Genomic DNA, 11,509 nt, shown 5'->3' with positions numbered 1-11,509 from the left:
AGGAGCCCGCAAGCGGGCTCCTGCACACGCAAACGGGGCGTCGCTCAGCCGCCCTTGGCTGCCGAACCGGCCGGCGCGTTTACGGCCTTCAGAAGCTGGGCCGGGGTGACGTAACCGCCGACCACATCGCCGTTCTCCGTGAGGATCGTCGGCGTGCCGTTAACGCCAAGACGCTCGCCCAGTTCGAATTCGTCCTTGACCGGGTTCTCGCAGGTCGCCGGCTTGACGCTTGCGCCGGTCATGGCCTGATTGAAAGCGTTCTTGCGATCCGACGCACACCAGACCGACACGGCCTTGGTGTACGACGGCGTTGCGCCGCCGGACGTGGTCTGCAGGCCTTCGCGCGGCCAGAACAGATATTCGACGGCGATGCCCTGCTTGTTGAATTCTTCGATGTGCTTGTGCAGTTCGCGGCAATAGCCGCAGTCGACGTCGGTGAAGATCGTGACGGTGTGCTTCGGATTCGGCGGCGAGAAAATCAGACGCCTCGACGCGGGAACCTTGGCGAGTTCGGCTTTGCGCGTGGCGGCCCAGCTCTGCGCGCTGAGATCGGTCTTGGCTTTCAGGTCGACCAGATTGCCGTTGAGCATGTACCGCCCGTCGGAACTGACATAAACCAGACGCCCGGAGGCCACGACCTGATAAAAGCCCGGCATCGGCGCGGGCGCGACGCTGTCGACCTGGATGCCCGGGCCGAGCGCTTCCACGGCGGCGCGAACGGTTTTTTCGTCGTTGTCCGCGGCCACGGCCGCGAAGGCGAATGCACTGGCGGCGAGGGCCAGCAGGGTCTTCTTGAACATCGGGTACTACTCCATGTCGAACCGACGATTGGGCTAGCCGTTTTTGACACGGGCGCAGGCCGATCGGTTCCCTATTGTTGCACAGGCCCCATGGTCACCCACGGGGGTGGTGCTGGGCGTGAAGGCGCTTCAGACCTTCCTTGGCGACCAGGGTATAGATCTGCGTCGTACTCAGCGCGCTGTGACCGAGCAGCATCTGCAACGCGCGCAGGTCGGCACCATGATTGAGCAAGTGTGTGGCGAACGAGTGACGCAATACATGCGGAGACACGCGCTTGCCCGGAATACCCACCTGCATCGCATATCGCTTGACCAGGGTCCAGAACATCTGCCGCGTCATGCCCTCGCCCCGTTGCGACAGGAACAGCGCCACCGGCTGACGACCGCGCGCCAGTTGCGGCCGCGCGCCAGCCAGATAGGCATCGATATGCGTCAGTGCTTCCTCGCCGACGGGCACCAACCGGTCCTTGCCACCCTTGCCCGTCACGCGCAGCACGCCTTGCCGTGGGTTGAGACCCGACAACGGCAACTCGACCAGTTCCGACACACGCAGACCCGAGGCGTACATCAGCTCCAGCATCGCCCGGTCGCGCAGACCCAGCGTCGTCGAACTGTCCGGGGCAACGATCAGCGCTTCGATATCGCGTTCGGGAAGTGCCTTGGGCAGGCCTCGCGGCATGCGCGGGCGCTGCATCAGCAACGTGGGATCCTCGCGCGCGCCGTCGTCGCGGGCCCGCTGGGCATAGAACCGGCGAAACGCCGATTGCCGGCGGGCCATGCTGCGCACCGCAACCGGCTGCTCGCCGTGATACGCGGACAGATCCTCGCGCCCCGCATCGGCAAGGCTACGACCCCGCCCGGCCAGCCAGCGGGCCAGCCCTTCAAGGTCGCGCCGGTACGCTTCCAGCGTGCGATCGGCCAGCCCGTCCTCGGACCAGACGCGCTCGATGAAACGGGCGATCAGGGTTTCGTCGGCAGGAGAAATCATGCGGGGAGTTTACCGTCGCGCCGCGCCCGACACACGACGAGCCTTTGCAGAATCGCGCGCGCCACAGGCCGGGGCGGCCAGTCGTCTACAATCCGCGACTGCATCCACCGAAGCTTCCGCCCATGCACGCAGCCCCCTTCTGGCGTCGCCTCGCCGCCATCGTCTACGACCTGCTCGCCGTCATCGCGATTGTCATGGTCGTGGGACTGCTCGCCCAGATGGCGACCGGTGGGCGCATCGCGGACGAGCATGGCCAGTTGCTGACCTGGTGGTACCAGCCGGTGCAGGGGCTGGTCGTCGGCGCTTACTTCTTCTTTTCGTGGCTGCGCGGCGGACAGACGCTGGGGATGCGCCCCTGGCGCATTCGCGTTACCGACCGCGAAGGCCGCCCGCTGACCTGGCAGCGCGCCGCGATCCGTCTGGTCGTCGCCGCGTTGCCCATCGCCTTGCTGACGATCTATCCGCTCACATCGCTGCGTATCGCCGCGTGGGCACCGGCCATCGGCTGGGCCATCCTGCTTGCTCCCGCACTCTTCGACGCCCGTCGCCGTGCCATTTACGACATGGTCGCCGGCACCGAAATCCGGCCGCTGACTACTTGAACTGATCGCTGGCCGGCACCCACGAGTCGCCGGGTTTCGGGGCGGGACGGGCGATCTGCACGTCCGCCGCACAACCGGGCGGCAACGGGCCGCCCGAGACTCGCGCGGTCGCGCATAGCGCGCTGTTGTCGAGCACCACCGCAGGAGCGGCTGTCGTCGCGGCGTTCGCCGGCGGCAGGTCGGCCGCGAGCGGTTTCGATGGTGCCATCGTCTGGTTTTTCGCCAGTGCATCCTGCGCAACGGCTTCGCCGGGTTTGTCGCCGTGGCAACCGAAGGACAACAGCGAAATCGCCTTCATCGCCGGATTCGGCGTGCCGGGGCCACCCGAGCAATCGACGCGCACACCACGCGGCAGAGAGATGGCCGATTTGACCGTACTGCCTTCCACGCCGTGCCGCACGGCGGTGTCCACGGAGCTTTCGCCCTTCGGCGTCCAGGCACCATCGAAGCGCGTGGCCTGATAATCGACGTGCACCCTGCCGCGAGTCATCACGTCGGTATTGCCGTGCGGACGGACCTGTATGTAGGTACCGACGGCACCGCGCTTGTCGCCCTGCCCGCCCGCGACACCGTCGTCGCGCTGCGACGTCCCGTTGGCGCCGGTGGTTTTCGTGCCGGTGTCGGCGCCGTTGGCCGCACCCGGCTTACCGGTCTCCGCAACGGCGCCCGGCGTATTCGATCCCGAGGCGGCAGCTACGCTTTCGCCGGGTGCGCCCGGCGCACCTTCGGTTGTCGCAGCCGCATGCTCGCCGGCGGCCTTGCCCTGTTCGTTCCGCGTCTGTGCCGTCGATTCTCCCGAAGCGATATCGCCCGGCGCTTCGCCGGGCTTCGCCGCCGTCGTGTCGATGCCGGCAAGCGGTCGCTGGACGTCGCCGGGCGCGACCTCCGGTGCCTGCACAGCGGGTTTATCGGCCGTCGATACGGGCGCGCCTATCGCCGGGCGCGGCACCGCATCCGGTAGCGGAATGGCGGCGAGTTCCGCCGTGGTATCTACGCTGGGCGCACGGATGTTGTCCGGCGAGACCTTCGGCGGCACGGAACGGGCGTCGACTTTCAGGTCGAGCGCGGGCGCCGTGGGTTCCGCCGCGACGGTCGGCAAGGGCTCTTCCTGCGGAGTCGGCGGCGCGGCCGTGGTTTCGACCTCGGGACGCGGCACGGTCGCCAGCGTCATGGACGTCGTCGGAACTTTGGCCGCCGAGTCGGCGACGATCTGCGGCGGCGTGGGACGCACATCCGGTTGCGAGGCTGGCGTGGGTGGAATGGCCAGCGACGCCGGCGGCGGCATCGCCACCGTGCCTTCGATCTGCGCCTTGCGCACAGGTTCGGGCTGAAAGCGCGGCGGCACGACTTTCGGCTGCGGCTGGTCCATTGCCAGATCGGGTGGCGCCTGCTCGGGGATGGGAACCTTCTCCAGATCCGGCTGCGGAGGCGGCGCCTTGGACTGGACGACGGGACGCTCGGGCGTCGCTTCGATGCTGGGCATCGGTGCAACGACTTTCATATTTGGCTTCACGACGGGCGGCACGGCGGCGGGAACGGCGATGGCCGGTATCGCCGAGCGCGCATTCGTCGCGACCGCCGCTGCGCGCGTATCGCGCGATGCCTTGCTGGCCGTCGCGTTCGCATTCGCTCGCCGGGATTTCTCGACCGGCGCCTTCGACGGCGTGCCACGTACCGGAGGCACGGGCGGAGGCGGCTTGTCGATCAGCCGCACTTCCAGCGCGGCTTCGGAATCCTGATCCGGTAGCGGAGGCAGCACGTCGTACGCCGGCCCCAGAATCATCCCGAACAGGAAAACCAGATGGATGACCAGCGTACCCACCATCGCCATGACACGCAGCAGCCGATCGCGAGGACGCTCGCGCAACCGGCGGCGATAGACGAGCGCATTCATTGCCGCCTCGCGCGGCGAGGCGGGCAGCGAAGCAGTCGTGTCGCTGTCCGGAATGGGCGGTGTTGGCATGGGTCGGTAGTGTGGGGCACCGCCGACCGCAATGACAATGAGACCTAACCGCCGGTCCTGCGCTTCCGTTCCGCGTTTTCCTGATCCATCGCCTTGATGGGCGTGTCCGAAGGACAGCCCTGCGGTAACGGCTTATCGGCACGGAAGGCCGCGATGCACTGGGCCTCCGTCTGCTTGGGCGGCGCGTTGGGATCGTCGGGCAGGTCTTTCACCAGCGGATTGGCCGGCGCCATGTTGAGGCGCACGTCGCCGTCCTTCTTCGACGGCGGAGGCGGCGGGTCACCGCCGCAGCCCACGGGCAATACGAAGAACACGGTCGAGCAATGCAGGCGAGCACCGCCGGGAAGGTTCATCGTGCTCTTGACCGTGGTTTTTTCCATCGCCTTGCGCAGGCCTTTGTTGATGACGTTTTCATCGCGAGGCGCCCAGTCCTTCTCGAACCGCGTCTCGGTGTATTTGACGGCGGTCTTGTGTTCCATGATCTGACTGTCGCCGGTCGGATGCGGCTGGACGTAGTCCGGTTTCGGCTGGCTTCCCTTCGTTTCGGGGGTCAGCGTGATACTGCCGTCGGTTCCATAAATATTGAGCTTCGGCGCCACGGACGTGGCCGGTGCGGGAGCGGGCGCTTCCACCGTGGCGGTCATCGCATCCTTCGCCGGCGCTTCCCGATGCGGCACGGGCTTCGGCGCCGGACGGGTCGCCTCGGGCGAACTCACCTTCGGCGGCGGCTCCGTGGGTGGAGGCGTTACGACCTGCGCTGCCGGTGGCGGGCGCGGTGCATCGAGCAGGCGAACCTGCAGCACGTCCTCGTCGCTGACGGGCACTTCGGCGGGCACTATCGGCTGCGGCTGCATTTCGTAGCGGACGACGAAAATAAGGACGATATGGAAGATCAGCGCCAGCGCGAAGGCGACGCCGAAGCGGAAAGGATCGCGCGGCGGTTTGCGCCAGCGCATGCCATGCAGCAGATCGCGCGTCGCGCCATCCAGTGGCGTCAGACCCGAACGGCCGCCCACCCCCGACGTATCGAGCCGGTGATGCCGTAAAAATTCGGGAGATTCCTTACCGGGATACTGCATGCGTCAGACCGCGGTCCCGGAGTCGACAGGCTTGTTCAATGGTGATGTCCCGCGAGGTGTGGTGGAGCGCGCCCGAGTGTAAGGCGTCGCGGTGAGTCCCTGCTGACTGACCCCGGATCGGGGGAAAGATTCCCGACAGCCCTCCCTTCACCTGACCGTCATTCCGGCGCACGTGCGCCGGAATGACGGTCAGGACGGGGTGAGGCCGAGGGAAGTCACGTCCACTCGCCCCACTTGATTCCCGCCCCGATTGGGAGAAGTCTAGGGGACGGGCTCAACCGCCCGCCCACCGCCATGACCGTCCGCCATCCGGACGACCGTGACGGCCCGCTTGTCGTCACGCAGATAGCGGACGAGACGCGACGCCGCACCCGACGCCGCCGAAGCCGCTTCTCACAAGAGGAGGGTCGCATCGTGTCGCACGTCACGGAACGCATCCGCAGTCTCGCCCTTGCCGGCCACGCAGGTGCCGGCAAGACCACGCTTTTCGAAGCATTGCTTCACGCCGGCGGCGCCATCGCGACGACCGGAACCGTCGAACGCGGCAGCACGGTGTCCGATTCCGATCCGCAGGAAAAGGCCCGCGGCCATTCCATCGATTCAGCCATCGCGAGCATCGAGCGCGGCGGCTTCCGCTTTCACCTCATCGACACACCGGGATATCCGGACTTCCGCGGCCCCGCGTTCGCGGCCCTGACCGCCGTCGATACGGTAGCCGTTGTGGTCAACGCCGCCAACGGCATCGAGCACGGCACGCGAACCATGATGAACCACGTCAGGGAACGCGGTCTCGCATGCATCGTCATCGTCAACCGTATCGACGTCGAGAACATCGATCTGAAGGGCATCGTGGATGCACTTCGCGAAGAGTTCGGCGACCGCTGCCTGCCCGTGAACCTGCCCGCGACGCAAGGTCATTCGGTACGCGACGTGTACTTCCAGACACGCGGCGAAAGCGATTTTTCATCGCCCGACGAAGCGCATCGCCACATCATCGACCAGGTCGTCGAGATAGACGACGAGGTCATGGAACATTTTCTCGAAGGCGGCGAAACATCGCTCACAGCGGACGAGCTTCACGACGCGCTGGAACATTGCCTGCGCGACGGGCACCTGGTCCCGATCTGCTTTACCAGCGCGCGCGACGGCATCGGCGTGCCTGAACTCCTGCAGCTTATCGAACGCATCCTGCCCTGCCCCAAAGAGGTCAATCCGCCGCCCTTCCTGGACGGAAAGGACACACCGGTCGATGTGCTTGCCGACCCCGCGCGACATGTGGTCGCCGACGTCTTCAAGATCGTCAACGATCCGTTCGTCGGCAAGCTGGGCATCTTCCGCGTCTATCAGGGAACCGTGCGTAAGGACGCCCTGCTGGTCGTCGACGACGGACGCAAGCCCATCAAGGTGGCGCATCTGTTTCGACTGAAGGGCAAGGAACACGTCGAGATCGACGAGGCGTTGCCCGGCGATATCGCCGCGGTGGCGAAAATCGACGACGTGCATTTCGACGCCATCCTGCACGATGCCGCCAACGGCGAACGCATCCATCTGGCGCCGGTGGCTTATCCCCAGCCGATGTTCGGCCTGGCCGTCATACCCGCGCATAAAGGACAGGAACAGAAACTCTCCCAGGCCCTCGCGAAGCTTGCCGAAGAAGATCCGTGTTTCCGCGTCGAACACCACAAGGAACTGAACGAGACTGTCATTCGCGGCCTTTCGGACCTGCACCTGAAATTGATGCTCGAACGGATGAAGGCGCGTTACGACGTCGACGTCACGACGCATCCGCCGCGCATCGCTTATCGGGAAACGATCGGCGGCGCCGCGGAAGGCCATCACCGGCACAAGAAACAGACCGGAGGCGCGGGACAGTTCGGCGAGGTATTCCTGCGCATCGAACCCCTGGGACGCGGCGAAGGTTTCGTGTTCGCGGACGAAACCAAGGGCGGCGTGATCCCCGGTCAGTTCATGCCCGCGATCGAGAAAGGCGTCCGGCAGGCACTGGATGGCGGCGCGGTCGCGGGATACCCGATCCAGGATCTTCGCGTGATCGTCTACGACGGCAAGCACCATCCGGTCGACTCGAAGGAAGTCGCCTTCGTCAGCGCGGGCAGGAAAGCGTTCCTCGACGCGGTCGTCAAAGCGCATCCGCAGGTACTCGAACCCATCGTCGACCTGGAAGTGTCGATACCGGAACACAACGTAGGCGATGTAACAGGCGGTCTTGCCGCCAAGCGCGCCCGCATTCTCGGCACGGATGCGCTGCGCGGCGGCGAAATCGTCATCAAGGCGCAAGTGCCCCTGGCCGAGCTGGACGACTATCCGATCGAACTGAAGGCGATGACGGGTGGCCAGGGTCGTTACGCGCTGGATTTCAGCCACTACGAACCGGTGCCCCCGGTCGTGCAACGCAAACTCACCGAAGCGTGGAAACCCCACGCGGACGACGACTGACGGTCGCACAGCCCGATGCTCCGCTCGCTGGTGGTGTGGTTAACGAGGAGGAAAGAAAGTATGAGTCGCGCATTCGTCAAGGAAAACGACAGCCCCGAGGCCCTGCCGGACACGCCGGTCAGCGAGCATCCGAACTACGTGACACCGCGCGGCCTGGAAGGCTTGCGAGCGCGACTCGATAACGCGCTGCGCCACCGTGCCGCACTGGCGGCGGAACCGGAATCCGTCGAGAAACAGTCGTCGCTTGCGCCGCTCGATCGCGATATTCGCTGGTTGCAGGCACGTGTTTCGGGCGCGATCGAAGTGAATCCGGCCGAACAGCCTCGCGATCACGTGGCATTCGGCGCAACCGTCACCGTACGCGACGACGAAGGCGAGCGGCGCTATCGCATCGTCGGCGAGGACGAGGCGGATGCGGAGCAAGGCAGCGTGAGTTATCTCTCGCCACTGGCGCACGCGCTGCTCGGCGCACGCGTGGGCGACGAGGTGCTGTGGAAACGCCCGGCCGGCGACCGGCACATCGAAATCGTGGCGGTCAACTACGAATAAACAGCGCAGCCTCCTCTTTAGGAGCCCTCTTGCGGGCTCCTACAGGGGGAGACTCAGGCGCCCTTGCGCTTCGGCTTCAGCATCGTGCCGATGCAGTTGGACGAACCGCAGCGGCAAGCCCAGAGTTTCTTGAGGCGCGCGGTATGCGGCATGTCCAGCACGATGCCGTAGTCGTAGGTGAGCTCCTCACCCGGCGCGATATCGCGGATGGCCTCGATCAGCACGCGATCGTTCTTCGACGGCTTGCCGTCAACGGCTTCCTCGATCAGCGCCTGGCAGTTCGGATCGCAGCTATGGTTGATCCAGCGCGCCGTGTTGCCATGGCTGTTGCCGTCGACAATGAATTTGTCGTTGAGCGTGAACAGGAAGGTATGACCTGTTTCACCGCCGTCGCCATAGCGCTTGTCCGCCTGGGCATGGGTGATGCGGTCGCCTTTGTATTCGATGATGTCATCGCCGGCTTCGATGTGCGCTGTGGCGAAAACGCCGTTGCCGTGAATGGGGGAGCGTCGTGCGGCGATACGTCGGGACATGTGTTTACCGGGCTGGAAGTACGGATTGGGTCGGGTCGTGATGATGCCTGCTGGCATCGCGCTTGGGAACCGCGTTTGATGCGGCGTTTCAAACGGGCCACTCGCATCGACAGGCTACCTCATGCGAACATCGAACGGTTGTTCGAGCAGCCGCCGTCCCACGTTATACACAGGTCGACCCCGCGCCCATGAATCGCTCGCTTCCACTCCGCTGCGCGATCGTCGCGCTGATGCTGCTAGTCGCCGCCTGCGGCCCGGCGAAGAAAAGCGTGTTCCCACCCTCTGTCACGCTGCAAGAAGTGCATGCGAAACCCGGCGGGGTGTGGCACATCGTCCTGCGCCTGCGCAATAACAGCTACGGCGGCATGTCCTTCACGAATTTCCAGGGGCAGCTGCGCGTCGGCGACCTGGGCGCCGTGCTGCTCGACCGCAAGCTGGACCTCGATATCCCCTCGTTCGCCGCCGACGTGGCGAACGTCGACATTCTTCCCACGGCCGACATGTCCGCCGCCCTGGCCGCCCTTGCGGCCAGGGGCAGCAGCGGCGCGCTGCCTTACACGCTTTCCGGCAGCGTGACCGGTCTTCCGGAACAGGAAAAGAAGCCGCGCACCTTCGAGGTGCATGGCAATAACTGGATCTCGCCGGTTCCCGGCATTCCCGACACCTATCGCTCGCCCTGAGCGCGCACATCAGGACTCACCATGACGATCTATAAAGCCCCGCTCGATGACATGCGCTTTGCGCTCTACAACGTGCTTGGCGCCGAAAAGGTACTGGCCGGTCTCGAAGGCGGCGGCGACCATAACCGCGAACTGATCGATGCCGTGCTCGACGAAGCGGCACGCTTCAACGAACAGGTGCTGGCGCCGCTGAACGCATCGGGCGACGAAGAAGGCTGCCACTACGACAAGGCCACCGCGTCCGTCACCACGCCGAAGGGCTTCAAGGAAGCCTATCGCCAGTACGCGGACGGCGGCTGGGCCGGTCTCACGGCGCACGAAAAATTCGGCGGTCAGGGCCTCCCGCACGTTCTCGGCGCGCTGACCAAGGAAATGATCGACTCGGCAAATATTGCCTGGGGCATCTATCCCCTGCTCTCGCAGGGCGCCACGGACGCACTGGAACACCACGGCGACGCATGGCAGCAGGACACCTTCCTGAAGCCGCTGGTCGAGGGTCGCTGGACGGGCACGATGTGTCTCACCGAACCCCAGGCCGGCTCCGACCTCGGCCTGCTGAAGACGCGCGCCGAACCCAATGGCGACGGCAGCTACAAGGTCAGCGGCACCAAGATCTTCATCAGCGCCGGCGATCACGACTTCGCCGAAAACATCGTCCATCTCGTGCTGGCCCGCCTGCCCGACGCGCCGGCTGGCAGCCGCGGCATTTCGATGCTGGTGGTGCCGAAATTCCGGGTAAACAAAGACGGCTCGCTCGGCGAGCGCAACAAGGTGGCCGCCGGCGCCATCGAACACAAGATGGGCATCCGTGGTTCGGCGACCTGCGTCATGAACTTCGACGATGCCGAAGGCTGGCTGATCGGCCCGGCGCACAAGGGCCTGATGGCCATGTTCACCATGATGAATGCCGCGCGCCTCGCGGTAGGCATCCAGGGCCTGGCCATCTCCGAGCGCGCCCTTCAGAACAGCCTGAACTACGCACGCGAACGCCTGCAGATGCGTGCGCTCTCCGGCCCGGTCAATCCCGACAAGCCCGCCGATCCGCTCACCGCGCACCCGGACGTGCGCCGCATGCTGCTCACGCAGCGCGCGTTCGTCGAAGGCGGTCGCGTACTCGCCGCCTACGCAGCGCTGCAAAGCGATATCGAAACGCGCGGCACCGACGAGAGCGAACGCAAGAAAGCCGGCGAGCTGCTTTCCTTCCTGATTCCCATCGCCAAGGGCCTGCTCACCGAAGCGGCGCAGGAATGCACGAAGGAAGCCCTGCAGATCTTCGGCGGCCATGGTTACATCGCCGAGCACGGCATGGAGCAGTTCGTCCGCGACGCGCGCATCATCACGCTGTACGAAGGCACCACGCAGATCCAGGCGCTGGATCTGTTGGGCCGGAAGATCATGCAGTTGCAGGGTGCCGGCCTGAAGCACTTCCTCGGCGAGATTTCCGATTTCTGCCACGCCCACGCCAGCGACGAAGCCCTGGCGCTCTTCATCGGCCCGCTTGCCGTCGCCGCGAAGGGCTGGGGCGATCTCACCCAGGACGTCGCCAAACGCGCCGCGGCCAATCCGGAAGAACTCGGTGCCGCCGCCGTCGACTATCTGTATTACTCCGGCTACGTGACACTGGCCTATTTCTGGGCCCGCAGCGTACTGGCGGCATCCGTGGCCGGCGTGCCTGCCGATGTCCGTCAGTCCAAGCGCGACACGGCAAGTTTCTACTTCGCCCGCATCCTGCCCCGCATGCACATGCACAAGGCAGCGATCGACGCGGGCGTGGCAACGTTGCCCGAAGTCATCTGATTCCCTACGTCCGATGGCCGGGTCATACCGGCCATCGGACGTCAGGGACTTTCGTCCGACATGA

The 11,509-nt window shown here is 65.4% G+C and carries 10 protein-coding genes; 5 read left to right on the top strand and 5 right to left on the bottom strand.

All coding sequences use genetic code 11. The features are described 5' to 3' along the window. Positions 1-44: 44 nt before the first annotated feature. Together EC912_RS11770 and xerD are read right to left on the bottom strand one after the other, a co-directional pair. Positions 45-800, bottom strand: coding sequence for a DsbC family protein (locus tag EC912_RS11770; protein ID WP_132144213.1), 756 nt, complete (start codon positions 798-800; stop codon positions 45-47). Between the two features lie 94 nt (positions 801-894). Continuing rightward, entirely contained in the window at positions 895-1,788 is an 894-nt protein-coding gene (gene xerD, locus EC912_RS11765) for a site-specific tyrosine recombinase XerD (RefSeq protein WP_132144211.1), read from the bottom strand. A 122-nt stretch (positions 1,789-1,910) separates the two neighbouring features. Between xerD and EC912_RS11760 the strand changes: the two genes are divergently transcribed. Continuing rightward, a complete protein-coding gene (locus EC912_RS11760; protein WP_132144209.1) occupies positions 1,911-2,390 on the top strand; it encodes an RDD family protein in 480 nt (159 codons plus the stop codon). Here EC912_RS11760 and EC912_RS11755 read toward each other — a convergent pair. Both EC912_RS11755 and EC912_RS11750 read right to left on the bottom strand, forming a co-directional pair. Further along, the gene (locus tag EC912_RS11755; RefSeq protein WP_132144207.1) at positions 2,383-4,353 is read right to left on the bottom strand and encodes a hypothetical protein; all 1,971 of its coding nucleotides are present in this window, start codon (positions 4,351-4,353) and stop codon (positions 2,383-2,385) included. The genes EC912_RS11760 and EC912_RS11755 overlap by 8 nt on opposite strands. Positions 4,354-4,397: 44 nt before the next feature. Continuing rightward, complete coding sequence (locus EC912_RS11750) at positions 4,398-5,432, bottom strand: hypothetical protein (RefSeq protein WP_132144205.1); 1,035 nt, start codon at positions 5,430-5,432, stop codon at positions 4,398-4,400. A gap of 414 nt (positions 5,433-5,846) precedes the next feature. Here EC912_RS11750 and fusA point away from each other — a divergent pair, with 414 nt between their 5' ends. Next, complete coding sequence (fusA, locus tag EC912_RS11745) at positions 5,847-7,886, top strand: elongation factor G (RefSeq protein WP_132144203.1); 2,040 nt, start codon at positions 5,847-5,849, stop codon at positions 7,884-7,886. 60 nt (positions 7,887-7,946) lie between these two features. Then, complete coding sequence (locus EC912_RS11740) at positions 7,947-8,435, top strand: GreA/GreB family elongation factor (protein WP_132144201.1); 489 nt, start codon at positions 7,947-7,949, stop codon at positions 8,433-8,435. 53 nt (positions 8,436-8,488) lie between these two features. On the opposite strand, the gene EC912_RS11735 is transcribed toward EC912_RS11740, so the two are convergent. Then, positions 8,489-8,968 carry an SET domain-containing protein gene (locus tag EC912_RS11735; RefSeq protein ID WP_132144199.1) on the bottom strand — a complete coding sequence of 160 codons (480 nt, stop codon included), beginning with the start codon at positions 8,966-8,968 and terminating at the stop codon, positions 8,489-8,491. A 188-nt stretch (positions 8,969-9,156) separates the two neighbouring features. Between EC912_RS11735 and EC912_RS11730 the strand changes: the two genes are divergently transcribed. Both EC912_RS11730 and EC912_RS11725 read left to right on the top strand, forming a co-directional pair. Then, complete coding sequence (locus EC912_RS11730; protein ID WP_132144197.1) at positions 9,157-9,648, top strand: hypothetical protein; 492 nt, start codon at positions 9,157-9,159, stop codon at positions 9,646-9,648. Between the two features lie 21 nt (positions 9,649-9,669). Further along, a complete protein-coding gene (locus EC912_RS11725) occupies positions 9,670-11,445 on the top strand; it encodes an acyl-CoA dehydrogenase C-terminal domain-containing protein (protein ID WP_132144195.1) in 1,776 nt (591 codons plus the stop codon). Positions 11,446-11,509 lie beyond the last annotated feature (64 nt).

Origin of the sequence: Luteibacter rhizovicinus (assembly GCF_004342265.1) — a bacterium.
Lineage (GTDB): Bacteria > Pseudomonadota > Gammaproteobacteria > Xanthomonadales > Rhodanobacteraceae > Luteibacter > Luteibacter rhizovicinus_B.
Note: the sequence above shows the minus strand (reverse complement) of the source record. Positions and strands in the feature narration are given on the sequence as shown.

Bases quoted from the DNA above. Each gene is read 5' to 3' on its own strand.
- EC912_RS11750 (WP_132144205.1), bottom strand. From the start codon at position 5,432: ATGCAGTATCCCGGTAAGGAATCTCCCGAATTTTTACGGCATCACCGG.
- EC912_RS11735 (WP_132144199.1), bottom strand. From the start codon at position 8,968: ATGTCCCGACGTATCGCCGCACGACGCTCCCCCATTCACGGCAACGGC.
- EC912_RS11725 (WP_132144195.1), top strand. From the start codon at position 9,670: ATGACGATCTATAAAGCCCCGCTCGATGACATGCGCTTTGCGCTCTAC.
- xerD (WP_132144211.1), bottom strand. From the start codon at position 1,788: ATGATTTCTCCTGCCGACGAAACCCTGATCGCCCGTTTCATCGAGCGC.
- EC912_RS11740 (WP_132144201.1), top strand. From the start codon at position 7,947: ATGAGTCGCGCATTCGTCAAGGAAAACGACAGCCCCGAGGCCCTGCCG.
- EC912_RS11770 (WP_132144213.1), bottom strand. From the start codon at position 800: ATGTTCAAGAAGACCCTGCTGGCCCTCGCCGCCAGTGCATTCGCCTTC.
- EC912_RS11755 (WP_132144207.1), bottom strand. From the start codon at position 4,353: ATGCCAACACCGCCCATTCCGGACAGCGACACGACTGCTTCGCTGCCC.
- EC912_RS11760 (WP_132144209.1), top strand. From the start codon at position 1,911: ATGCACGCAGCCCCCTTCTGGCGTCGCCTCGCCGCCATCGTCTACGAC.
- EC912_RS11730 (WP_132144197.1), top strand. From the start codon at position 9,157: ATGAATCGCTCGCTTCCACTCCGCTGCGCGATCGTCGCGCTGATGCTG.